Source organism: Anoxybacillus andreesenii, from assembly GCF_030813005.1.
GTDB lineage: Bacteria > Bacillota > Bacilli > Bacillales > Cytobacillaceae > Robertmurraya > Robertmurraya andreesenii.
Genome location: NZ_JAUSTU010000003.1, coordinates 106,013 through 129,407, shown reverse-complemented (window position 1 = coordinate 129,407; position 23,395 = coordinate 106,013). Strand labels below are relative to the sequence as shown.

At 40.9% G+C, this 23,395-nt stretch carries 23 protein-coding genes and 1 pseudogene; 19 read left to right on the top strand and 5 right to left on the bottom strand.

Annotation, left to right across the window (positions count from 1 at the left end; genetic code table 11):
* Positions 1–28: 28 nt before the first annotated feature.
* The 4 genes from desA (at position 29) to J2S07_RS04295 (ending at position 3,230) form a co-directional block, all read left to right on the top strand.
* Complete coding sequence (gene desA, locus J2S07_RS04310; protein ID WP_307149176.1) at positions 29–1,072, top strand: Delta(5) desaturase DesA; 1,044 nt, start codon at positions 29–31, stop codon at positions 1,070–1,072.
* 94 nt (positions 1,073–1,166) lie between these two features.
* Positions 1,167–2,303 carry a sensor histidine kinase gene (locus J2S07_RS04305; RefSeq protein ID WP_307149175.1) on the top strand — a complete coding sequence of 379 codons (1,137 nt, stop codon included), beginning with the start codon at positions 1,167–1,169 and terminating at the stop codon, positions 2,301–2,303.
* On the top strand, positions 2,296–2,895 hold the full coding sequence (locus J2S07_RS04300) for a response regulator transcription factor (protein ID WP_307149324.1): 600 nt from the start codon (positions 2,296–2,298) through the stop codon (positions 2,893–2,895). The genes J2S07_RS04305 and J2S07_RS04300 overlap by 8 nt, the downstream gene beginning before the upstream one ends.
* Before the next feature lie 86 nt (positions 2,896–2,981).
* Entirely contained in the window at positions 2,982–3,230 is a 249-nt protein-coding gene (locus J2S07_RS04295) for a hypothetical protein (RefSeq protein ID WP_307149174.1), read from the top strand.
* A 64-nt stretch (positions 3,231–3,294) separates the two neighbouring features.
* Here J2S07_RS04295 and J2S07_RS04290 read toward each other — a convergent pair whose 3' ends face one another.
* The gene (locus tag J2S07_RS04290; protein ID WP_307149173.1) at positions 3,295–4,812 is read right to left on the bottom strand and encodes a sensor domain-containing diguanylate cyclase; all 1,518 of its coding nucleotides are present in this window, start codon (positions 4,810–4,812) and stop codon (positions 3,295–3,297) included.
* Positions 4,813–4,999: 187 nt separating this feature from the next.
* Between J2S07_RS04290 and J2S07_RS04285 the strand changes: the two genes are divergently transcribed.
* The 3 genes from J2S07_RS04285 (at position 5,000) to J2S07_RS04275 (ending at position 8,488) form a co-directional block, all read left to right on the top strand.
* On the top strand, positions 5,000–6,148 hold the full coding sequence (locus J2S07_RS04285; protein WP_307149172.1) for a thiolase family protein: 1,149 nt from the start codon (positions 5,000–5,002) through the stop codon (positions 6,146–6,148).
* Positions 6,149–6,210: 62 nt separating this feature from the next.
* Positions 6,211–7,581 (top strand): aldehyde dehydrogenase, encoded by a 1,371-nt coding sequence (locus J2S07_RS04280; RefSeq protein ID WP_307149171.1) that lies wholly within the window; start codon positions 6,211–6,213, stop codon positions 7,579–7,581.
* Between the two features lie 43 nt (positions 7,582–7,624).
* A complete protein-coding gene (locus tag J2S07_RS04275) occupies positions 7,625–8,488 on the top strand; it encodes a hydroxymethylglutaryl-CoA lyase (protein ID WP_307149170.1) in 864 nt (287 codons plus the stop codon).
* A 19-nt stretch (positions 8,489–8,507) separates the two neighbouring features.
* Here J2S07_RS04275 and J2S07_RS04270 read toward each other — a convergent pair whose 3' ends face one another.
* Together J2S07_RS04270 and J2S07_RS04265 are read right to left on the bottom strand one after the other, a co-directional pair.
* Positions 8,508–8,924, bottom strand: coding sequence for a CBO0543 family protein (locus tag J2S07_RS04270; RefSeq protein ID WP_307149169.1), 417 nt, complete (start codon positions 8,922–8,924; stop codon positions 8,508–8,510).
* Positions 8,884–10,023 carry a DUF2515 domain-containing protein gene (locus J2S07_RS04265; RefSeq protein ID WP_307149168.1) on the bottom strand — a complete coding sequence of 380 codons (1,140 nt, stop codon included), beginning with the start codon at positions 10,021–10,023 and terminating at the stop codon, positions 8,884–8,886. Before J2S07_RS04265 ends, J2S07_RS04270 begins: the two co-directional genes overlap by 41 nt.
* Positions 10,024–10,106: 83 nt before the next feature.
* On the opposite strand from J2S07_RS04265, the gene shc reads away from it, so the two are divergent.
* Positions 10,107–11,990 carry a squalene--hopene cyclase gene (gene shc / locus J2S07_RS04260; protein ID WP_307149167.1) on the top strand — a complete coding sequence of 628 codons (1,884 nt, stop codon included), beginning with the start codon at positions 10,107–10,109 and terminating at the stop codon, positions 11,988–11,990.
* A gap of 31 nt (positions 11,991–12,021) precedes the next feature.
* Here shc and J2S07_RS04255 read toward each other — a convergent pair whose 3' ends face one another.
* Entirely contained in the window at positions 12,022–12,753 is a 732-nt protein-coding gene (locus J2S07_RS04255; protein ID WP_307149166.1) for a hypothetical protein, read from the bottom strand.
* Positions 12,754–12,877: 124 nt separating this feature from the next.
* On the opposite strand from J2S07_RS04255, the gene J2S07_RS04250 reads away from it, so the two are divergent.
* On the top strand, positions 12,878–13,540 hold the full coding sequence (locus J2S07_RS04250) for an NUDIX hydrolase (protein WP_307149165.1): 663 nt from the start codon (positions 12,878–12,880) through the stop codon (positions 13,538–13,540).
* On the opposite strand, the gene J2S07_RS04245 is transcribed toward J2S07_RS04250, so the two are convergent.
* Positions 13,522–14,346, bottom strand: coding sequence for an MBL fold metallo-hydrolase (locus J2S07_RS04245; RefSeq protein ID WP_307149164.1), 825 nt, complete (start codon positions 14,344–14,346; stop codon positions 13,522–13,524). The two genes, J2S07_RS04250 and J2S07_RS04245, sit on opposite strands and share 19 nt — an antisense overlap.
* A 177-nt stretch (positions 14,347–14,523) precedes the next feature.
* Here J2S07_RS04245 and J2S07_RS04240 point away from each other — a divergent pair, with 177 nt between their 5' ends.
* The 10 genes and pseudogenes from J2S07_RS04240 to J2S07_RS04195 all read left to right on the top strand — a co-directional run bounded on the left by J2S07_RS04240 (position 14,524) and on the right by J2S07_RS04195 (position 23,239).
* Entirely contained in the window at positions 14,524–15,099 is a 576-nt protein-coding gene (locus tag J2S07_RS04240; protein ID WP_307149163.1) for a CD3073 family putative ECF transporter S component, read from the top strand.
* Positions 15,089–15,553: a CD3072 family TudS-related putative desulfidase gene (locus J2S07_RS04235; RefSeq protein ID WP_307149162.1), complete on the top strand. Its 465-nt coding sequence runs from the start codon at positions 15,089–15,091 to the stop codon at positions 15,551–15,553. The genes J2S07_RS04240 and J2S07_RS04235 overlap by 11 nt, the downstream gene beginning before the upstream one ends.
* A gap of 128 nt (positions 15,554–15,681) precedes the next feature.
* Positions 15,682–16,701, top strand: coding sequence for a zinc-binding dehydrogenase (locus J2S07_RS04230; protein WP_307149161.1), 1,020 nt, complete (start codon positions 15,682–15,684; stop codon positions 16,699–16,701).
* A 168-nt stretch (positions 16,702–16,869) separates the two neighbouring features.
* Entirely contained in the window at positions 16,870–18,045 is a 1,176-nt protein-coding gene (locus tag J2S07_RS04225; RefSeq protein ID WP_307149160.1) for a CapA family protein, read from the top strand.
* Positions 18,046–18,196: 151 nt separating this feature from the next.
* Positions 18,197–18,859, top strand: a pseudogene (locus J2S07_RS04220) (hemerythrin domain-containing protein); the annotation flags it as partial.
* Between the two features lie 103 nt (positions 18,860–18,962).
* Positions 18,963–19,550, top strand: coding sequence for an OmpA family protein (locus J2S07_RS04215; RefSeq protein ID WP_307149159.1), 588 nt, complete (start codon positions 18,963–18,965; stop codon positions 19,548–19,550).
* A 32-nt stretch (positions 19,551–19,582) separates the two neighbouring features.
* On the top strand, positions 19,583–20,491 hold the full coding sequence (locus tag J2S07_RS04210) for a hypothetical protein (protein WP_307149158.1): 909 nt from the start codon (positions 19,583–19,585) through the stop codon (positions 20,489–20,491).
* 170 nt (positions 20,492–20,661) lie between these two features.
* Complete coding sequence (locus J2S07_RS04205) at positions 20,662–21,036, top strand: hypothetical protein (RefSeq protein ID WP_307149157.1); 375 nt, start codon at positions 20,662–20,664, stop codon at positions 21,034–21,036.
* On the top strand, positions 21,026–21,508 hold the full coding sequence (locus J2S07_RS04200; protein ID WP_307149156.1) for a hypothetical protein: 483 nt from the start codon (positions 21,026–21,028) through the stop codon (positions 21,506–21,508). The genes J2S07_RS04205 and J2S07_RS04200 overlap by 11 nt, the downstream gene beginning before the upstream one ends.
* Positions 21,509–21,742: 234 nt before the next feature.
* The gene (locus tag J2S07_RS04195) at positions 21,743–23,239 is read left to right on the top strand and encodes a catalase (protein WP_307149155.1); all 1,497 of its coding nucleotides are present in this window, start codon (positions 21,743–21,745) and stop codon (positions 23,237–23,239) included.
* The last annotated feature ends 156 nt before the right edge of the window (positions 23,240–23,395 follow it).

The window sequence follows — 23,395 nt, the reverse complement described above, 5'->3', positions numbered from 1 at the left end:
AAAATTAAAGATGAAGGGAAGCAAGTGCATGTCAAAAGAAAAAGAAAAAAATCTTCGCAAACAAATGGCACCTTATGAAAAAGCTACTATGCGTAAAAGCATCTATCAAATGGTAAACACTTTCGTTCCATTTTTTCTACTCTGGATTCTTGCCTATCAAAGCTTGAAAATTTCTTATGCCTTAACATTCATTTTGTGTGTCGTTGCAGCAGGCTTTTTGGTACGAATTTTCATTATCTTTCATGACTGCTGCCATTACTCATTTTTTAGAAATCGTCGGGCAAATGACATACTTGGGACGATAACAGGAGTGCTCACCTTATTCCCATACAGGCAATGGCAGCATGATCATTCCGTGCATCATGCTACTAGCTCCAACCTTGATAAGAGGGGAACGGGTGATATATGGATGCTGACCGTGGATGAGTACCTAGAGGCATCTACTCTTACGAAAATTCAATACCGCCTCTACCGTCATCCATTTGTCATGTTTGTCCTTGGCCCGATTTACAAATTCTTGATCCAAAATCGGTTTAATCGAAAGGGTGCAAGGAAGAAGGAACGAGTGAATACGTATTTGACCAATAGCATCCTCGTTCTATTAATTGTTGTTCTCAGTATGCTTCTTGAATGGAAATCCTTTTTCATCATTCAAGGGACGATCTTTATGATTTCTGGTGCGGCTGGCATCTGGCTGTTTTATGTACAGCACACCTTTGAGGATTCCTATTTTGAAGAGGATGAGCATTGGGAATATGTACGTGCTGCTGTGGAAGGAAGCTCCTTTTACAAGCTGCCAAGGCTGCTTCAATGGCTAACAGGAAATATTGGCTATCACCACGTCCATCATTTAAGCCCAAGAATTCCGAATTACAAGCTTGAGGAAGCACATGAAAACACACCACCTTTGCAAAACGTACCAACTGTTACACTTTCGACAAGCCTCGAGTCCCTGAAATTTCACTTGTGGGACGAAGAACAAAAGGTCTTTATTGGCTTTCGGGAGTTAAAGAAGCGGGCTCTATCCAAGGTCCAAAAGGATGAAAAAAGGACATCACACGCTCGATCATAATGGAATTCAAGTCGTTCTTTGGAGGACGGCTTCTTTCTTTAGCTACCTATTCCATTTGTGTTAAAATTGCAAAAAAGCGAATGAGGTTTCTATAATGAAAAAAAAACCTGCCATGTTCCAAAGATTTCAAGGGATTTCCCCATATATTTGGACTGTGTTCAGCATCCTGCCATTCTATTTTATTTTTCAGTCCTCCTCCACGATTGAAATTGTGGTCGGAATCATTTTGACTGGGATATTTTTTATCGCCTACCGTTTTGCTTTTATTTCAAAAAGATGGCCGGTCTATGTTTGGACCTTGATTCTCATTAGCATCTCGATGACCATGACTGTCTTGTTTGATTTTGTCTACTTTGCCTTTTACATTGCGTACTATAACGGAAATATTAAGAATCGGATCGCTTTTATTACCTTATACGTGATTCACCTTGTCGCAACGACTATTGCTATCAACTATAATTTCGTTATGCAAAAATCGCTTTTTATCGAGCAAATTCCATTTGTGTTGATTATTTGGATTAGCGTCATCCTTCTCCCCTTTAATCTTTATAATAAGAAAAAGCAGGGGCAGCTTGAGGAACAGCTTGAGGATGCGAATAAACGTATCGCGGAATTGGTGAAACAGGAGGAGCGTCAACGCATTGCTCGCGATCTTCATGATACATTAGGACAAAAGCTCTCTCTCATTGGCCTCAAAACAGACCTGGCAAGGAGGCTTATTCATAAGGACCCAGAGCAGGCACGAAACGAATTAAAGGATGTTCAGCAAACAGCGAGAACGGCCTTAAATGAGGTACGGAAAATGGTATCCTCCATGAGAGGTATTCGCTTGAAGGATGAGATGAATCATATTCGTCAACTATTAGACGCTGCAGAAATAGAGCTAGTCTTTGAACAAGAGGTTCCTTTAACAAATGTTTCGTTATTTTTGGAAAATATTTTGAGCATGTGCTTAAAGGAAGCCGTCACAAATGTTGTGAAGCATAGCAAGGCAACGAAATGTCTAATTAGAGTGGAACAAAAGATGAATGAGATTTCCATTGAAATAAGCGATAATGGCATTGGGTTGAAGGAAGACACCGACATAGGCAAAGGGAATGGTATACTTGGAATGATGGAGCGATTGGAATTTGTAAATGGAAGCTTGGACATATGCTCAAGTGGTGGTACAAGTATCAAAATGAGGGTGCCAAATGCAGTCAGCAGAATGGAGGGAAGTAGAGTTGATTAGAATTGTGATTGCTGAGGATCAAAGATTGTTGTTAGGCGCATTGGGTTCCTTGCTCAATTTAGAGGATGATATGGAGGTGGTTGGGAAAGCGACGAACGGTGATGAAGCGATTGCCCTTGTACACAAGCTTCAGCCAGACGTATGTATCATGGATATTGAAATGCCTGAAAAAAGTGGACTTGAAGCAGCAGAGGAGTTAAAAGACACGGGCTGTTATATCATTATCCTGACGACTTTTTCTCGGACGGGATATTTTCAACGGGCCCTTAAGGCTGGGGTAAGAGGATATTTGCTAAAGGATAGTCCTAGCGAAGAGCTCGCTACCTCAATTCGCAATATCATGGACGGCAGAAGAGTTTATGCTCCTGAACTGATGGACGATTTGTACGCGGAAGAAAATCCTTTGACAGAACGAGAACTAGAGGTTTTGGAGTTAGTGGCAAATGGGCGAAACACGAAGGAATTAGCCGATGAACTTAGCATCAAGACCGGAACAGTCAGGAACTATATTTCAACGATATTAGATAAGCTTGGTGTCACGAATCGAATTGAAGCGATCACCCATTTTAAAGAAAAAGGCTGGTTTAAATAGAGGCACTGTCAGAAGTAAAATGATCATGTATACAAAGAAGAAAAAAATGGCATACTACGATCTAAAAAAGTTAAAGGAGTACTGCCATGTCAGTTAAGGTTGGAACGAAATATCAAATTACAAACGCAATTAAGGGTTACTATAATTCTGCGGAAACGATGACGATCACAAGACTGAGTGGGAGCACGGTTCAATTCATTCTCGAGGATGGAAAAGGATATGGTTCCATGCCGATTCAGCATCTCCAATATTTATTAAAGAGAACTGAATTAACCATCTTTGATGACAAAAAACAATTCCTTCAACTCGAAGAACAAGAGCAGGATATTAGTTAAGGCTCCATTCTTAAAATATCGTCACATGAAAAAAGGACTTCACATATGAAATCCTTTTTTGTTTTTACGAATATATTTTTTTCAGTAATAATTTCCGGCGATACATTTCCTCATCCGCTTGGTGGATCATGTCTTCAATAGACAGGTCTTGGCCTGGTTCGTAATAGAACAAGCCATAACTGATAGAAATCGGGTATGGTTTTACATTCAACGGATGATTGGATGTAAGCACGGAGGTAATTTCCTCCCAAAGCCTCTCAGTTTCCTCTAATGGCTTGTGCGGGAAAACGACGATGAACTCGTCACCACCATAGCGGAAAAAGATATCCTGTTCTTCGATATGCTCCTTGATCACCTGACAGGTCCTTTTGATTAAAAAATCTCCTTCGGCATGTCCATATTGATCATTGACCATCTTCAAATTATTGACATCCACGAAGCAAAGGGTGAAAGGAAAATGGTCTTCCTTAGCCTTCTGATGTAATTCCTTTAGCTGAATAATCCCACTTCGTCGATTATTAATTCCTGTTAAAATATCTGTTGAAGCATGCTGTATAAGTTCGGCTTCAAATTTTTTCAATTCGGATATATCCGTAACTCCAGTGAGAATGCACTTTTCATTGCGATAGTCGATTAGTTGATAGTTTAGGATAACCCATATAAGTTTTCCGCTTGCTACTTTCTGTTCAATAATGTGATTTTTCTTATATCCATTGCGATTTAACTCCTCAATCAGTGGAATTCTTTCTTTATCATTTTTATAGAAATCGATAGCTGTATATTTATGTACGTCCTCCCTTGCTACCCCATAAAACTCGAGCGCTTTTTCATTCACCTCGACAATCCTTCCGTCAACAGCGCTTGTTAGGAGAAGAGGGAATGGGTTAATATCAAACAGCTTCTTAAAGTTCTTCTCTTGCTCTCTTAACTTAACCTTATTATAAAAAGCATTTCTGCGAAACGTGTAAAATGCAAAGGAAATTAAGTAGGCGACGAGTACAGTTGTAGTCGCATTTGTTTGCTTTGTGATCTTTATTAGCTCATCTTCCAAAATAAAGGATAGACCGATGTGGAAGCTAAGATAAGTTAGTAGATAAATCACGAATAGATGCAGTGGTTTAATATGCAATAAGACTGCAATTCCAATAATTATCGTTGTATATACATCAATATTCCCCGTTAACTTTTGATTATTTAATGAACTTGTTACACCTAACATCGCATAGATGATGATATAAAAGTTTATGAGAAAGGTAGCACTCTTCGATTCTATGAATGTCTTGCTTTTTTTTACATTTTGATAAATGAAATAATAAATTAAAGAGAAAAGAAAGCTGACAAAATGGATCACGATTAGGTTTAAGCGGAAAGAAGAATCATGAATATCGCGAAGAAGTATAACATCCGCAATAATATAATAGATGTAGATGAAGATTAAAGTAATCGAAACGAGGTTAATTCTTTTCAAAAGCTGCTCATTATTATGCTTTTGAAACTCGTTGTCATCAATGGCTTTGCTATTGTTATAAAATACAATGATTTTAGATTTTAGTTCTAAATATTTATTGACAAAAATTTTCAAAGCTTTCAATCCTTTACAACGATCTGCGGCTATTTTATCATAAAATTATCAGAAAATATACTATATTTAGGAGAAAAGTACTTATTCGGAATCATATTTCTACCCTGAAGTAAATTTACAGAAAATTTATAATATACATGTTATAATAGATGTAGCTGTTGAATTCAATTGGTAGGAGGAGAGTATTTTGAGAGAAGTCGTCATTGTAGAAGCAGTTAGAACCCCAGTAGGAAAAAGAAAGGGCTTACTTAGTAATGAACGTCCAGATGAGCTAGCAGCAAAGGTTCTTAAGGAAGTAGTTGCTAGAGCTGGAATTTCTCCTGGGCAAGTGGAAGATGTTATTCTGGGCTGTGTTGCTCAGGTCGAAGAGCAAAGTCTCAATATTGCAAGGACGGCTGCACTGATGGCTGGCTTTCCGATCGAGGTGCCAGGTACTACAATTGATCGTCAATGCGGCTCGGGGCAACAAGCTGTGCATTTTGCTGCACAGGCTATCTTGAGTGGGGATATGGATATTGTCATTGCCGGTGGAGTGGAGAGCATGACGCGCGTACCGATGGGCTCTTCCCGGAAGAATTCACGATGGAGTGAAATGCTAACCTCTCAATATGAGATGATTCATCAAGGATTGTCTGCTGAAAGAATAGCGAAAGAATGGGACTTAAGTCGCGAGGAGCTGGATGAATTCTCATTAGAAAGTCATCGCAGAGCCATTTTGGCCCAGGATGAAGGCCGTTTCGACCGGGAAATCATGCCTTTAGAAGTAACCCTTGAGGATGGGACAACATTGAAGGTAACCCAGGACGAGGGTCCGAGAAGGGAAACCTCCCTTGAAAAATTGGCAGCGCTGAAGCCAGCATTCACAGAGGATGGCAAAATTCATGCCGGAAATTCTAGCCAGATGAGTGATGGAGCCGCTGCACTTCTTTTAATGTCGAGGGATAAAGCAGAGGAATTAGGACTAAAGCCTCGATTCAGAATTGTTGCTCGCACAGTGGTAGGCTCTGATCCAACCTTGATGTTAACTGGGCCAATTGAGGCTAGTAAGCGGGTCTTAAATAGAGCAGGTCTATCTATTCATGATATGGATACTTACGAGGTGAACGAAGCCTTCGCACCAGTACCAATGGTTTGGTTAAGAGAGCTTGAGGCGGATCCAGAAAAGCTCAATCCAAATGGTGGAGCCATTGCACTCGGACATCCTTTAGGAGCAAGTGGTGCTCGCTTAATGATCACGATGATGCATGAATTAGAAAGAACGAATGGCCGCTACGGTCTTCAAGCGATTTGTGAAGGTGGAGGAATGGCAAACGCGACCATTATTGAAAGATTGTGAGAAAGATGACCCATTGAGGTCATCTTTGTCCACTTTACCATCAAATAATCAAGGAGAAAAAAATGATTAACATCGCACAATTAGTGAAGAAACAAAGGGATTTTTTTCAAACAGAGCGGACGAAAGATCTATCCTTTCGCATCAATGCATTAGAAACGTTAAGACAAATGATTAAGGAATCAGAAGGAGATATAATCAGCGCTCTCAAAGATGACTTAAATAAATCGGAATTTGATGCCTACTCAACCGAAATCGGCATTGTCCTTGAGGAGATTCGCTTCACGTTGAAAAATGTGGAGAAATGGGCGAGACCAAGAAGGGTTAAAACACCATTGACCCATGCTGGTTCAAGAAGTTACATTTATCCCGAACCATACGGTGTTGTCTTGATTATCTCACCATGGAATTATCCATTTCAATTAGCTATTGCTCCTTTAATCGGTGCGATCGCCGCCGGGAACTGCGCGATATTAAAGCCTTCGGAGCTCACTCCCAATACGTCTAAGCTGCTAGCTCGACTTGTAAAGGACTATTTTCAAGAAGAGCATATTGCCGTGGTTGAGGGTGGGGTCGAGACAAGTCAAATGCTCTTAAGCGAAAAATTTGATTATATCTTCTTTACTGGGAGTGTTCCAGTGGGGAAAATCGTGATGGAGGCCGCTTCAAAGCACCTAACGCCTGTCACATTAGAACTTGGTGGAAAAAGCCCTTGTATTGTTCATGAGGATGCCAATCTGAAGCTTGCTGCAAAACGTATTGCATGGGGAAAATTCATGAATGGGGGGCAGACTTGCATTGCTCCTGATTACTTATATGTTCATCGCAGCAAGAGTGCCGATTTTTTGAATCAGCTTAAAGTCACGATTAAGGAATTATATGGAGAAGCTCCATTGGAAAATAAGAACCTAACTAAAATTGTGAGCGAACGTCATTTTAAACGACTGGAAGCTTTCATGAAGGACGGTTCTGTTTTCACCGGTGGTGGGAGTTCACTTGAGCAGTTAAAAATTGAGCCGACGGTGCTGACGGGCATTACCTGGGACGATCCTATTATGGAGGATGAGATCTTTGGACCAATCTTACCTGTCTTGGAGTATGACGATTTAGCAGAAGTTATAAAGGAGATCAGGCAAAGGCCAAAGCCATTAGCACTCTATCTATTCTCAGAAAATCGAACACTTCATGATCGGGTTTTGGGAAGCGTCTCATTCGGCGGAGGTTGCATCAATGATACGGTTTACCATATTACTAGCCCTTATCTCCCCTTTGGAGGGGTTGGTAGTAGTGGGACTGGCGCCTATCATGGCAAGGGAAGCTTTGATACATTTTCACATGAAAAGAGTGTTTTGAAGCAAACAACGATGTTTGATATTCCGATTCGTTATCCTAATTTTAAGAATGGCTTGAAGTATATCAAAATGGTGTTCAAATAAGGCGAGCCCTACCATTAATAAGCATTCTGAGGAGGAGTTTCCATTGATTTTCCCAAAAGAGGTGGAAGTAATTGAGGTTGGTCCACGTGATGGGCTGCAGAATGAACCAAATCTCATCCCTCTGGAGAAGAAGAAGAAATTAATCAAGATGCTGTCGGAGGCTGGCTTCTCGCGAATAGAGACAGCCTCCTTTGTTCATCCAAAGTGGGTGCCACAAATGGCCAACTCAGAGGAAATGGCAGAATACAGCAGGGAGCTGGCTATCACCTACTTGGCACTCACTCCTAATCAAAAGGCATTAGAGCGTGCGATTGCCGTCCAAGCGCCGCAAATCGCTGTCTTTATTGGGGCAACCGAAACCTTTAATCGAAAAAATATCAATCGTTCAATTGATCAATCTCTCGAAGAGTGCAAGGATTTGTTTGAGCGAGCTAAGAAGGCCAATCTCTGGATCAGAGGCTATGTTTCAATGGCCTTTTCCTGTCCGTACGAAGGGGAGGTGGCCTTTGAGAAGGTTCGATATGTATGTGATGAGCTGATTAGGCTTGGAGCAGACGAAATCAGTATTGGTGATACAACTGGAAAAGCTAATCCAAAAGCTGTCTATGAGCGTTTTTCTAGATTACGAGATTTGTATCCGCATACAACCTTCGTGGCTCATTTTCATGATACGGAGAAAATGGCATTGGCCAATGTGGTTGCTGCCATGCAAGCGGGGATCACGAAGTTTGATAGTTCCATTGGAGGACTTGGGGGCTGTCCCTATTCGCCTGGAGCTACCGGAAATGTGGCGACTGAAGAGCTCGTTCATATGCTGGAGCAAATGGGCTGCAGCACGAATCTTGACTTGCATAAGCTTCGTGAGGCAAGCCGTTTCGCTAAGACTCTTTCAAGTCGAATACAATAGGAGAACTGACCTGGCTCTCCTATTTCCATCGATGAAGAACAAATTGATGAAAAAGGTAAATGACCGAAAAGAAGACAGTATAGCCAAAGAAAGAGTAAGCATGATGAAATTCCTCGCTATGAATGAACCAGCCGTATTTTTCTGCTATTCTTTCAAATAATGGCATGATTAATCCTAATAGAATGATAAAAACCGCCCTGTTCCACCGGGTAAATCGGCTACAAATCATAAGAAAGCAGGCCATCAAGACGGGAAGACCTACTAAGGTGAAGGCGATATTGATCGTGAAGATCTCATACATGGGTCTAAATGGGAACGAGTAGTAACCTAACCCAACATAGAAGAGGTCCAAATAGGTTCCAATAAGCGATGATAGCAGTAATGCTGGCAGCATCTTAATCCAAGAAGGGAATCGCTTTTTTGGCGATGGCGGCAAGCTCGAGCTTCTCCAGGGTTTTACAGTATTCATTCTTAATCTCTCCATTTATCTTTAAATCTGAATCTATTAAATAATAAAGAACCTTCCAGCTCCTATACCAATCTCCAATTTCCGCTTCAGCATGATTCATATCCTTCCACGCATTCGTTAATGTTGGACTGTAAATGCGATTGGCATCGGGCCGTAATTGGCAATTATTTAAACGCCGCTTCAAAAAGGTACCTGGTACCGCTTCTTCAATGTCGTTGAAAATCGAGGGGCAGTAGTCCTTTCTTGAACCGGTGTGCGGAGTTGCCCGGGCCCAGTCTTCAATGGCTCTTTTTCGTTCTTCCTCTCCAAATAAGATCTGATAAAGGCGCTTTCCAAGCAGGATTCTTTCATGTAAGCTTTCAAAACGATGGAGCGTTTCACCGACTAGCTTGATTTGCCCATTCTCTTGATAAGGAAAAAGAATATGATTCATAGAGAGTAGGTCTTGTAGCATGAATTCAAGGGAATCAAAGACCTCTTTTTTAAATGTAGGATGATGAATGACCCGTCCTTCTAAGTAGCTTTGTTCGTTGATGACAAGAGATATTGTTAAGACATATTGATTACGGTGATACCAAAAATCATTCCAAATGGTCTCCATATAGGTAGACACATGAAAATGGGGCAATAAATGAAATAGATTTTCTCCCCTCCTTAAGCATTCCTCGTAAAGAAGAAACTGGGGATAGGCATCCAGAAAAATAAGCCAATTGCCTCGTTCTAAAAAGGAAAAAAAACTCTTCGCTTCTTTATTTGTCAACAGCCTCGTATGCAGACCTCCTTTTAAATCGGTCATATTCCAGCCTCCATTTCGCGAAACCATATGACCTAAAAAGGCCCATTGAATTTCGGGATACTGGAGATAAAAGTCTAGATAAGCCTTTGTCCTCGTTACATTATTTAAGTTCCATTGCTCTGTTTTCGCTTGAATTCTTTCGATTATTCTTCTTTCTTGTAAGGAAGGCTTGCTAGGCTTTTCTTCTGGTCGTTTCCTCTTGAGTACCTTTTTAAGTCGAACTAAATGCTCTGGCAGCGGTGGAAGCTTCTCGTTTTTGACCTTAAACAAAATAAGTCCTCCTTAGGTGAATGCTCGCTGGACTTACGGAATATGTATGAAAGGGAACCAAAACTTTTTGCGGAGTGATTGGAATGGTGCAAAGCATCTCATCCAGAATAAATCAATTGCTTGAACGCTTGAGAAATGACCAGTCGGAGGATGGTGCTTGGCATTATCCCTTTGAGACTGGGATTTCCACGGATTGCTATATGATCATCTTATTAAGAACATTGGGGATTGATGAGGAAAACTTGATTCAACAGTTAACTGATAGAATTCTAAGCAAGCAGGGGAACAATGGGGCATGGAAGCTTTTCTATGATGAGGGGAGGGGGAATATTAGCGCGACCTGCGAAGCATATTACGCCCTTTTGTATTCGGGGTATTATCAGAAGGATGATAAAAGATTGGTTGCGGCAAAAAAATTTATTTTGGCTCATGGGGGAATCAAAAAGGTACATATGTTCACCAAAATCATGCTGGCGATGACAGGACAATACAAATGGCCGACTTTTTTCCTGATCCCACTTGAATTCATTTTGCTCCCTCCTTCATTTCCAGTTAACTTCTATCAATTGTCTGTTTTCGGGAGGGCAAATCTTCTACCAATCATGATTTTGGCTGATCAAAAATTCAGCCTGAAAACGAATCCATCACCCGATTTATCGGATCTATTCCTTCGGGATAGGGTAGAGGAGAAGTGGTTAGGGCGTGATGGGAGAGCGCTACATTCTACCATCAAGGAAGGGATTAAAAGTTTAGTAGGCATGAAGGACCAGTTGAAAAAGAAAGCAAGAATGAAAGCAAAGCAATACATCCTAGGCCATATCGAAGCGGATGGTACGTTCTCTAGTTATTTTAGCTCGACGTTTTTAATGATATTTGCCTTGATAGCATTAGGCTATAAGAAAGATCATCCGATTATTCTTAGGGCTATTAAAGGTCTGATGTCGATGAGAACGGAAATTGACGGTTATATGCATATGCAGTATACGACTGCTTCTATTTGGAATACTTCATTAATTAGCTATGCTGCACAAGAGGCAGGGGTTCATCCTGATGACCCGATGGTAGTCCGTGCCAACGAGTATTTGTTAAAGCGTCAGCATCATCTATATGGTGATTGGGTCTTGCATAACCCTGAGGGCTTTCCCGGGGGATGGGGATTTTCACATATTAATACCTTTCATCCAGATGTCGACGATACGACCGCTTCTCTTAGGGCGATTACCCGATCGGTTGCTACAAGGGCAGAATATCGACAAAGCTGGGAAAGAGGCATATTATGGGTCTTATCAATGCAAAGTCATGGCGGCGGATGGGCAGCATTTGAGAAGAATACAAATAGCCCTTTATTTAAGCTGCTTCCGATTGAAAAGGCAGAATTTATTTTAACCGATCCGCCTTCTCCCGATCTAACAGGGAGGACGTTAGAGTTCTTAGGTAAATATACGAATCTTTCGAAGCAGCATCCATCTATGCAGGCAGGGGTTCGGAATCTCCTAAAGAATCAAGAAAGCGATGGTTCATGGTATGGGCGTTGGGGCATTTGTTATATCTATGGTACATGGGCAGCTGTAACAGGTCTAATTGCAGCTGGGGAAGCAGTCCAGCACTCTTCCATCCAAAAAGCAGTTGCTTGGCTAAAGTCGATTCAAAATGAGGACGGAGGCTGGGAGGAGTCTTGTAAAAGTGATAGTGAAAGCATGTTTGTCCCGCTTGGTACTAGCACATTAACCCATACTGCCTGGGCAGTGGATGCATTAATTGTAGCATCACCGAAACCGACAAGGGAAATTGAAAGAGGGATAGACTTTTTATTAAAAAATTTGAATCGTAAGGACTGGACAACGAATTATCCGAAGGGTCAGGGGATGGCAGGGGGATTTTACATTCATTATCATAGCTATCGATATCTATTTCCATTGTTGGCTTTCGCTCATTACCAACAGAAATTTGAAAAAGGACAAAGCTAAAAGAATGGGAGCTCCTTTTAGCTTTGTCTGTTCAGCCTTTCTTAATTTTGGAAGGATTATTAATTTTATAGGAAACCGGCTCTTTGACGATAAATTCCTCTTCTACATCCTTACCACTCGGAAGCTTCTTCTTCACAATTTTTCCATCGAATTCGAGCTTGTCCCCTGGGGAAAGTTCAAATTTCTTAAGGGTTTTCGAATGGCTACACCAGGCCTGTCCGATTTCAAGCGGAGGGTCCATTTCGATAGTGACGTCTTTTAGGACAACCACTTCATCATTTTCCTCATTAAAATGATTCCAGCTTAATGCAAATTGAAGCACCTCTGCAGTAAAGTGTACCTTTTCCTCCGGTAACTCAATTTTTTGTGGCTTGTCTTTCTTCGCCTTTGTTGCTTTCGGTTCAGGCTTTACTTCTGTTTTCGACTCCTCTCCCGACTTTGTTGGGACTGGAGTCGTAGCTGCCTCACTGGATACAGCCTTTGAAAAGCTATTTGCCTGCATCTCTTTGAGATATGCCGGGTGGATACAGCTCAAATTTCCATCTTCAAACTCTATGACGATGGTGTTATACTCATCCGTTTTTCCGTAGACGATGTATCCTAAAATACTAACCTTAGCTTTGAGATTTCCTTCTTTATACCAGAAATGGTCCTTAGATGCTAAGCCCCATTCCTTTAGTTTTTCTGCATAATGCGCCGCATCGTGAAAGGTTTCATATTCCTCGATTGGAGGAAGATAGGTGATACGATTTTCATTTCCCATTTGATTCCCGCCCTTCAAAAAATCATTGACTTGTATGAATTAAGATTAACATAAATGAAGGGATTTTTTACAGCGAGTAGAATATTAAGACTATCACTGAACAGAAGATTTGGAGGAGAGACGATTGCCAGCAATTCCAAAACCAGCTTCCACAGTTGTATTAATGGATGATATGTCTAGAATATATTTAACGAAACGACCTCATACGATGAAATTTCTAGGTGGCTATTACGTTTTTCCCGGTGGTGCAGTAGATATTGAAGATGCTCAAATGGATCCTCGTTTTATCAATCCTCCAAAGGGAGAGCAAACCTTTAGCACGGATTATTATGTCGCAGCTGCAAGAGAGCTATTTGAAGAGGTGGGTATTTTTCTGGGGCGCTCAATTGAAGGCGCTCAGTCCTTTTTCAAAGAAAAAACGGCGTTTGATTACCGCCGTCTTCTTGTAGAACGTGAGATCAGCTTCCAAAATATCCTTCAAACCGAAGGGCTCAAGCTACAGTTGGATTCCCTTCAATATTTCGGACATTTCATCACACCGGAGTTCAGCCCTATTCGTTATGATACTCGCTTTTTCCTTGCAAAGCTTCCAAAAGACCAGGAGCCACAGCCTGATGCGGGGGAGATAGCCGATGCCTACTGGGTAGACCCAGAGGAAGCGATTGTCGCTTTTAAAGAAAAAAAGATTCCGTTGGCACCACCGACAATTGCCTCATTGCATGCTATAGTCCAGCATTTACATGGTCAACCGCTAAAAATGCCCGATATTCAAGATTTCATCCGGTAAGTATCGTTTTCTTGGACGACCACTCCATCCTGGATTAATTTGATAAGATGGGCTTCCGTTGTTCTCTTAGCTACCTCAAAAACGCTTGGGTGGATTGAGCCTTGATAGATCATGTTTGTTAGATTGGTAGCGGTCAAGCGCTCATGTTGCAGGAGCAAATCTTGGATTTGTACCTCCCGTTCAAGTCGCCTATTCATGACAAAGTCAATATGCTCGTACGGATTCGTGACCCAGTCTCCGTGCCCCGGTCCAATCCTTTCTAAATCTAATTGCTTTAGGGCTGCAAGCGTATTCAGAAAGTCTGCCATATCCCCATCAGGCGGACCGATCCAGCTCGTTCCTTCCGCCACAATATTATCCCCGGCAATTAAGATCTTTTTCGAAGGGACATAAAGGCTTAAATGTCCTTTCGTATGACCAGGGGTATGGAGTAAATTGATCTTGTGCTGATCGATCAAAAAGGGTTCCTCAACCGAGACCGTTTCTAAATGGCTTGTTGGTGAAATGGTCCTTTGAATGGCCTCGAATTCATAGGAATGACAATAAATAGTCGGATTCCACTCGGATAATTGATTCACACCTGGTGCATGATCCGGGTGATAGTGGGTAAGAATAATCGATTGAGGTTGTGCCATTCCCGTCATCTGGAGCGCTTTTTGCAGCTCCGTCCTTGTGACCTCCTGATCGTAGCCTGCATCAACGAGAATGCTCTCCTTTTCTGTTCCAATTAAATAACAATTGGTTGTTTGATGCGGCCAAAGCGTTGGGGTAGGAATGGGAACCCGAACAATTTTCAGGTTTTTCATATAAGCACCATCCTTTCCATGTATATATTCAGGTTTTTACTTAGAAAATCCTTGTTTCTCTAGACATCTATTTTATCGATTATATTCAATTGATAATATCGATAAAAACTATCCTATCTATATCGAATCGATGATATATTTTAATAGTCATTTAATACATATAGTGGAGGATAATTGATGAAAAAGGGAAAAACAGTGATTTTAACCTATGGAGCGGTTTGCATTACTTTAAATGTTGTTCTCGGGACAGTCGTCTCCGCCCTAAAAATTCCGTTATTGTTCTTAGATACGATAGGTACGGTGCTAATGGCCGTCCTGTTTGGTCCTTGGTGGGGAGCGTTGGCCGGTCTCCTAACAAATGTGGTATTAACTGCAACCACATCCCCAACCGCTATTTTTTATGGAATTGTGAATGTGGCGGTGGCCATTGTTGTTGGATTTATGGCTCGGAAGTTTGATTTTATGAAATGGTATATTGCTATCATTACGGGACTCCTACTATCCATTATCGCGCCTCTGATTGGCACACCAATCTCTGTTGCTTTATTTGGTGGCTTAAATGGGAGTGGAATGGACTTAGTTGTACTTTGGTTAAGGTCTGCTGGAGAAAGTGTGTTTGCATCTACCTTTATTTCGAGAATTTCAGGGAATTTTGTTGATAAGATTGTGACCTGCCTGCTGGTGATGCTGATTGTTTCAAAGCTGCCGTATTTACAAAAGGTATATAAAGGAATGAAGCAGAATGCAGCGTAAAAAGAGGATATTGATTACTTCTCATTGTATTTTGAACCAAAATACCGTGATAGAAGGGGAAGCGAGAGCCCTTGGTGCCATCCCGTCTGCACTAGATTGGATACTTAAAGAAGGAGTAGGGGTTATCCAGCTCTCCTGTCCTGAATTTACTTTTTTAGGATTAGAGCGTCCTCCGATGACCTATGAAGAATATGATACTCCTGCATATCGCATACATTGTCGAAATTTATTGTTGCCGATTATGGAACAAGTGCTAGAATATAAGCACAGTGGTTATGAATTAACGGGAATACTATCGATTCAAAGCAGTCCATCCTGTGACCCAACTCGAGGTGTATATATGGAGGAGCTCATGAAGCTTTTTCAAGAAAATGATATACCTATCGAGCGAGAATGGTATTTGCCGAATGACGAAAAACCTGTCTTTGATCCTAGTCAGCATTTTGTCAAATAATATTCTGATTTGGCCCTGTTAGAAACTTGAAACAGGGTCTTGTTTGTTCATTTGGGCAAGCCCCTGTATCTGTGGTATGATAGATATATGCATAATATTGTGAATATTTAACAAACGGAGGTATGGAAATGAAAGCACTTGTATTAAAGGATAAAGTGAAACCCGGTGGGGAAATTGCAAAACTATACTACGAGGAAGTCGCCGATCCGAAGGCAGGTCCTGGGGAAATCGTTGTCTGTCTGCGCTATGCAGCTTTGAATCGCAGAGACGTATTTGTCCGGCAAGGCCTCTATCCCGGCATACAGGTACCGGCGATTCCTGGGTCAGATGGTGCTGGGGTCATTGCAGAGCTAGGAGAGGGAGTCGAAGGCTTTAAGGTCGGAGATGAGGTCATCATGAATCCTTCGATGGGCTGGGGGGATAACCCGAAATTCCCTGATGTCAATTTCTCTGTACTCGGTGTACCGATTAATGGAACCTATGCGGAATACATCAAAATGCCTGCTGAAAATGTTTTTCCAAAGCCAAAGCATCTTTCATGGGAGGAGGCAGCTGCACTTCCACTGGCAGGCTTGACCGCTTTTCGCGCAGTCGTGACGAAGGGACAAGTACAGGAGAGGGATACGGTCATCATCCCTGGAATTGGTGGTGGAGTGGCTACGGTTGCTCTGCAAATTGCTGCTGCCCATGGTGCAAAGGTATTTGTCACGTCAAGCAGCGATGAGAAAATTGAGCGAGCGATTGCTCTTGGTGCCGCTGGAGGAGTCAATTATAAGAATGAGAATTGGGTGAAGGAACTGAAGAAATTGGCAGGTGGTGCTGATTTAGCGATTGATAGCATTGGCGGCGATACGTTTAAGGACTTAATTACCCTTGCCAATCCGGGAAGCAGGATTGTCTCTTTTGGCTCCACACGCGGTCCGGTCAATAACCTCTTAATGCCTAGGATATTTTTTAAACAGCTTCATATTATGGGGACGACGATGGGATCTCCTAGTGATTTTGCGCAAATGCTGGCATTATTTGAAGAAAAGCAGCTGAAGCCAGTAGTGGATGAAGTATTCCCATTAGAAAAAGCTGAAGAGGCTCATCTGCTCATGGAGCAAGGAAAACAATTTGGGAAAATTGTTCTGGCTATTCAGGAATAATCAATCTCTCCTCTATGCAAATAGACTTGCAAAATTGAAATTTGTTACCTTTTTTTAATTCTCTTCTAGGTAACTTGGTGGTAATATATACGTACTGGTCACAAAATGGAAGACTAGGAAAAAGATCCCCTATTTACCTAAGCAAAACAAAGAGGAGTATTCAAGAAGATGACAAGTAGAAGAGAAAAAAATCGTACAAAAAGACGCAGAAGATTGAGAACTTTACCCATCGTAATCTTCGTAGTCTTACTATTCGTGACAGGCGGTCTTCTTTTGACCTACTTAAACTCAGCTGATGAGACGAAAAATGAAGCTAAGAAAGTTGAAGTTCAGAAGACCAAGGTAACCAAAGTACCCAAATCTACTAAACAACCAGAACCGAAGGAAGAACCAGTGAAGGAAACGACGATTAAAATTAGTGCTGCTGGAGATTTTACAATTGGAACGGATGAATCTTTCGGTTATGATGGGACTTTCGTGCATGAGGCGGATAAAAAGGGGCTCAAACATTTCGTTGGTGGCTTAAATGATATTTTTAAGAACGACGATCTAACAACTGTAAATCTAGAGACTACCTTAACCAATGCAACAAAAAAAGCAGTGAAGAAGTTCCGCTTCAAGGGAGACCCATCCTATGTCCAAATCTTAACACTAGGTGGGATAGAGGCGGTTAATTTAGCCAATAACCATATCCATGATTACCTAGAACAGGGCTACCAGGATACAATCACGAATCTGAAAAAGGAAAATATCGGCTTTTTTGGGTATGACAATAAATATCTGACCACTGTGAAGGACATCAAAATCGGGGCCTTAGGCTATGAGGGTTGGAATGATACGACCGAAATTCGCGGACAGGTCTCGAAGGATATTCAGGAATTACGCGATCAAGGGGCACAAATTGTTCTTGTTCACTTTCACTGGGGTGTAGAAAGACAATACGTTCCAACGGAATCACAAAAATCGTTGGCTCGTTATACGGTGGATGCAGGTGCCGACTTAGTATTGGGTCATCATCCCCACGTTGTCCAGGGGATAGAGGAATATAAAGGGAAATTCATTGTTTATAGCTTAGGAAACTTCATGTTCGGAGGCAATCGAAATCCGAGTGATAAGGATACATACGTGTTCCAGCAAACCTTCCATCTGAAAAATGGGGAACTAACAGATAAGAAGGAAATCAATGTCGTTCCATTTTCTATTTCATCTGTCAAGAACCGCAATGATTATCGACCAACGATGCTTGAGGGTGCTGAGCGAGATCGGGTAAAACAAATAATTATCGACGTTTCCAACAAGATAAATGGCTCCGACTGGCTTAAGTATGAGGAGAAAACAGAATAGTTCCACAAAAAAGATGCCTAAGTGCATCTTTTTTATTTTGAATGATCCGGATCACGATCCCTTTTCAAGAGAGATGATATCTTTGAATGAGAAAAGTTATCACTTTACATGAAGGGGAATAAAAATGAGTGAAATTATAAACAATCGTGAACATCATATCACGCATAAGCATTCAGGAAGCGAAGAACATTCAAGACCTGAAATTGTACCAGGTCATCCTGTTCATACCTTTTTATTAGAAAATCAGGAAATTGCCAAGCTTATCGAAAATAGCTTAAAGCCTCATACTCAAGAATTTGAAAAAGATGATACGTCCGATATTGTGTATCAATTGATTGAAGATTTGAATTTGCTTCTTGATATTGATAAGCATTACAGTCGGAAAGAGAACTTAATTTTCCCTTACTTAGAAAGATACGGCATTCATGGACCGACCAATCATATGTGGAGAATTAATGATTTTATCCGTGATGCAATTAAAAATGCAAAGAAAATGCTGTCTAACTATGATGGAGAAAAAGAAGAAGTTATGAATGCTCTCCACTTTGTCATTGAAGAGGTGCTACACATGATTTACCGTGAAGAGAATATCCTTTTCCCGATGGCACTTGAAAATTTTACAGAGGATGAATGGGTGAAAATTGCTCATGAAAGTGATGAAATTGGATTTTGTTTAATTAGTTCTGTTGAAGAATGGAAACCGAAGCGAAACCAACTTGATGAGAAAGCCTTTACAGAGGGCTACATTAAGTTGGAGACAGGAATCCTATCCTTAAAGCAATTGGAACTTATTTTAAACCATTTACCAGTTGAATTTCCTCCATGGGAGAACGAATTTACTTGAAGGTAGTAGACTAAGAGGGAGTTTCGATTGGAATAGTACGGAAACACGTGTCAAACCTGATGGATCCTTTGATATGAAAATCGAGTATAAATATCGCGAAGACACCCCCTTTATTATTGAGTTTCGACCAAATGATTATCAATGGAATATTATTGAAGAAACCTATGGAGAGAAGGGTCAAAAGCTCGTTGGTGACCTTGTTAAGACCAATTCATCTGGAACTGTTCAGTATATCGAAAAGGAATTCCATCATAAATCAACAGAGCTTCATGTGCCAGATAACGTGGAGTTAATCATCGAGGGCACGGAGGTTAAGATGCTCGTTCCTGATCATGTTCTCTTTGATTTTGACCAATTTGCACTTAAGGAAGAATCGAAAGCGATTTTGAGTGAAATCGGAAAGACCCTTGGGCAATTTGATAAGAACATGGAGGTCTTAATCCATGGTCATACAGACAATGTCGGCGACAGTCAGTACAATCTTGATTTATCAAAGAAGCGGGCTGAGGAAGTGAAGAATTTCCTATTAGAACAGAGCAATCTGGGGAATATTTCATTCTTAACAGAAGGGTTTGGAGAAACCAAACCGATTGCTTCGAATGATGATGAAGCTGGCCAGGCAAAGAATCGCCGCGTAGAAATCGTAATTAATTTGAGATAATCCTATTCTTCTAGATTTGGGGTGAATGAGTATTGAAAAAGAAATTATTTGCACTCGTATGTTTCCTCTTAACTGCTTTGTTGCTGGCAGGCTGTGGTGAAAGTGCAAGCGGAGACAATGCAAAGGCTGATGGAAAGAAAGAAAAGGTTAAAAAAAGTGAGCTTGGAGATTATAACGTATTTTTTGGTGGTGAGGTTGTCGAGGAAGAGGATAAGTTCGTTATAAAAGGAAAGAGCAATTTATTACCTGGCTCAAGAGTAGTTGGAGAGGTATGGGTTTCTGAGGACGAATTATTTGCCGATACAACCGAGCTTGTAGGTGATGATGGTAGCTTTGAAATTGAACTTGAGCATCATAAATTTGGGGAAGCTGAAATCTTTGTCAGGTTTGATTTAGTAGGGGTTCAGGACGACCCGATTAAAAGGCATTATGGGGAGAAAGGGCAGAAGCTAAAAGGACCATTTGTTTATAAACATAAAAAACCATATGATGACATCTATAAAAAGGCTGAAGTAAAGGTGTCCTATAGCCCAGATGAAGAGAACGATCTAAGCTTGAAAGCACCGGAGTGGGAGGAGCTTCCGAAGGATTATGGCGATCCTCGCGTCTGGATTGAGGTCGATGACATTACTGAGGACGGAGAATTTTATTATCTAAAAGGTCGTAGTAATCTTTTGGAAGGCAGCAAGATTCGAGGCAGTTATGGCTGGAATAGTGATGATACTCGAATTCTACCCGATGGTACGTTTAACCTAAAGATTGAATATAAATACTCAGAAGATACCAATTTTGTGATTGAGTTTTCGCCAAGTTCCTCGCAGTGGAATGAAATTGAGGAGGCTTATGGTGCGAAGGGCCAAAAGCTTGTTGGAAACCTGGTCAAGACAAATTCGTCAGGAAGCAGCCAGTTTATTCAATTAGAGGTACCGTGGTCGAAATAATTCTATTGTAACGAACCGCTAAATACAGATCTGTATTTAGCGGTTTTTTTCGTATGTGGATGCTCTGACTTTTGTAGCATTTTGAAGAAATTCATCGAAAAAACACTCGTTAGAGGGTATAATGTTATCTTGTGAGACGAAAGATTTTTGACTAAGGGAGGATATTCAAGATGGAATGGGCGCTTGTAGCTTTATTCACAATAGCGGCTGTACTACTTATTTTTTCATATTATAAGAACAAACAAGCACAAATAGTAGAGCAGCGAGAAATTGATACGATTTACATGACAATGATGGAGGAAATCGGCAAGCTACAAAATCAAGTTCGAAGCCTTGAGCTTGAGAGTGAGATCACCGCTCAAATGACTGGACTTGCGAAGGAAGATCTTCATTTACTGCGTGAATCCTTGGATCTGTACAAAAGAGGCTATACCATTGAAGGGATCGCTGGGAAAATGAAGCTTGAACAACAGGAAGTGGAGCAATTGCTTGAGCCGTACATGTCAAGCAAGAGTGAAGGGAGAAAGGTAGCAAATGAAGCCTAACTTGATCACTAGTTTCGCTGCAGGTCTTTTGCTTAGTGCTACAGTCTGTGGTGCTGTTTACTTTTCAAAGCCAAGCCCAAGTGGAAAAAGCGCCAAACAAGTGGTGAAGGCACCAACTGAAGAGCAAATGAAAGATACATTGTCAAACTCTGGTTACATCATTTTGACAAACAAAGAATGGGAAAAACAGCTGGCAGCGACGAAAGAAGAGAAGCCTCAAAAAGAGACTGAACAGGAAACAAAGGAAACTACAAAAGAAACAATCGTATACCGTACCGTTGTAAATGTGGCACAAGGTATGACCAGTATCGATGTGGGGAACGCATTAGTTCGTGGGAAAATTATAGATAATGCCCGAGATTTTTTCAATGAAGTGGAAAAAAGAGGACTTTCTAATAAACTAAAGCCAGGAACATTTGAACTGGATAGCAACATGACAATGGATGAGGTTATCGCGGTTATATTTAAATAAGATAATGAGATAGAGTGCGATATACAGCATCTATCTCTTTTTTTGTCTAAAAGCAACAATGTTTGAAAAAAGAGCTTAATTAATTTCTCAACTATCTATCGTTATTGATAATGAAAAACCTATTTAAACTATAAAAAACCTTCTAATTATCCTTACACTAATTGTTTGCTTTTTTAATAGAATTACTTTATAATAATTATTGTAATCTACTTTATTTTGGGAGGTATGGTTTGAATGGAAGATAAGAACAAGCAAAGCCAAAAAATGACTACTGCTTTTGGTGCACCAGTACCTAATGACGATGATTCTAAAACAGCCGGTAAACGCGGCCCTCTATTGATGGAGGATTTCTGGTTTCTTGAAAAGCTAGCACACTTTGACCGTGAAGTAATTCCTGAGCGTCGTATGCATGCGAAGGGGTCAGGTGCTTACGGAACATTCACTGTTACAAATGATATTACTAAATATACAAAAGCGGCTCTTTTCTCAGAAGTCGGCAAGAAAACGGATATGTTCATCCGCTTCTCAACTGTTGCTGGTGAGCGTGGCGCAGCAGATGCTGAGCGTGATATCCGCGGAACAGCAATGAAATTCTACACAGAAGAAGGAAACTGGGACTTAGTAGGTAACAATACGCCTGTATTCTTCCTAAGAGATCCGAAGAGATTCCCTGATTTAAACCACGTGGTTAAGCGTGACCCAAGAACGAATATGCATAACCCACAATCCAACTGGGATTTCTGGACTTCATTACCAGAAGCTCTTCACCAAGTGACGATTGTCATGAGTGATCGTGGAATTCCAGCTAGCTACCGTCATATGAATATGTTCGGAAGCCATACTTACAGCATGTTCAATGCTGACAACGAAAGAGTTTGGGTGAAATTCCATTTCTATACAGAGCAAGGAATTAAGAACCTAACTGACCAAGAAGCAGAAGAATTAGTTGGTAAGGATCGTGAAAGCCACCAAAGAGACCTCTATGATTCAATCGAAAAAGGTGACTATCCAAGATGGAAAATGTACATCCAAGTAATGACAGAAGAGCAAGCGAAGGAATTACCTTATAACCCATTTGACCTAACAAAGGTTTGGTACAAAAAGGACTTCCCTCTAATCGAGGTTGGGGTAGTAGAATTAAACCGTAACCCAGAGAACTATTTTGCTGAAGTAGAGCAAGCAGCATTTGCTCCAACAAACATCGTTCCTGGTATCGGATTCTCACCTGATAAAATGCTTCAAGGACGTCTATTTTCTTATGGAGATGCACAGCGTTACCGCTTAGGAGTGAACCATTGGCAGATTCCTGTTAACTATCCTAAGAATGCGAAGAACTTCAACCCATACCACCGTGATGGGGCAATGAGAATCATGAATACTGTTCAAGGTAACAACATTACCTACAGTCCAAACAGCTATGGTGAATGGCAGGATTCCAAAGAGCATCAAGAGCCAGAGCTTGCGATTGATGGTGGAGGAAGCTACTGGGATTTCCGTGAAGACGACGATCTATACTATGAGCAACCTGGTAAGCTATTCAACTTGATGACTGATGAACAAAAGCAAAGATTATTCGAGAATACAGCTAATAATATGCAAGGAACGACAAAGGAAGTTCAGTTGAGACATATTAACAACTGCTACAAGGCAGATCCTGCATATGGTGAGGGTGTGGCAAAAGCACTTGGAATTTCTCTAAGTGAAGTAGAAGCAGCTGGAGCGAAAGCTTAATATTTTTTCAAAAAAAGGAGGAATTACGAAAATCAACGGAACAGCATACAAATGGTTATTTCAAAACAATCAACAGAATTCATCATTTGGACAAGAATCATGCGAAAAGTGTGATTTATAATATAAAATCTCAAAAAAAATTGTGCTATCCTCAAC

Coding starts and splice junctions, on each gene's coding strand:
- desA (WP_307149176.1), top strand. CDS start 29: ATGTCAAAAGAAAAAGAAAAAAATCTTCGCAAACAAATGGCACCTTAT.
- J2S07_RS04305 (WP_307149175.1), top strand. CDS start 1,167: ATGAAAAAAAAACCTGCCATGTTCCAAAGATTTCAAGGGATTTCCCCA.
- J2S07_RS04295 (WP_307149174.1), top strand. CDS start 2,982: ATGTCAGTTAAGGTTGGAACGAAATATCAAATTACAAACGCAATTAAG.
- J2S07_RS04280 (WP_307149171.1), top strand. CDS start 6,211: ATGATTAACATCGCACAATTAGTGAAGAAACAAAGGGATTTTTTTCAA.
- shc (WP_307149167.1), top strand. CDS start 10,107: ATGGTGCAAAGCATCTCATCCAGAATAAATCAATTGCTTGAACGCTTG.
- J2S07_RS04255 (WP_307149166.1), bottom strand. CDS start 12,753: ATGGGAAATGAAAATCGTATCACCTATCTTCCTCCAATCGAGGAATAT.
- J2S07_RS04245 (WP_307149164.1), bottom strand. CDS start 14,346: ATGAAAAACCTGAAAATTGTTCGGGTTCCCATTCCTACCCCAACGCTT.
- J2S07_RS04240 (WP_307149163.1), top strand. CDS start 14,524: ATGAAAAAGGGAAAAACAGTGATTTTAACCTATGGAGCGGTTTGCATT.
- J2S07_RS04235 (WP_307149162.1), top strand. CDS start 15,089: ATGCAGCGTAAAAAGAGGATATTGATTACTTCTCATTGTATTTTGAAC.
- J2S07_RS04230 (WP_307149161.1), top strand. CDS start 15,682: ATGAAAGCACTTGTATTAAAGGATAAAGTGAAACCCGGTGGGGAAATT.
- J2S07_RS04225 (WP_307149160.1), top strand. CDS start 16,870: ATGACAAGTAGAAGAGAAAAAAATCGTACAAAAAGACGCAGAAGATTG.
- J2S07_RS04215 (WP_307149159.1), top strand. CDS start 18,963: ATGAAAATCGAGTATAAATATCGCGAAGACACCCCCTTTATTATTGAG.
- J2S07_RS04205 (WP_307149157.1), top strand. CDS start 20,662: ATGGAATGGGCGCTTGTAGCTTTATTCACAATAGCGGCTGTACTACTT.
- J2S07_RS04200 (WP_307149156.1), top strand. CDS start 21,026: ATGAAGCCTAACTTGATCACTAGTTTCGCTGCAGGTCTTTTGCTTAGT.
- J2S07_RS04195 (WP_307149155.1), top strand. CDS start 21,743: ATGGAAGATAAGAACAAGCAAAGCCAAAAAATGACTACTGCTTTTGGT.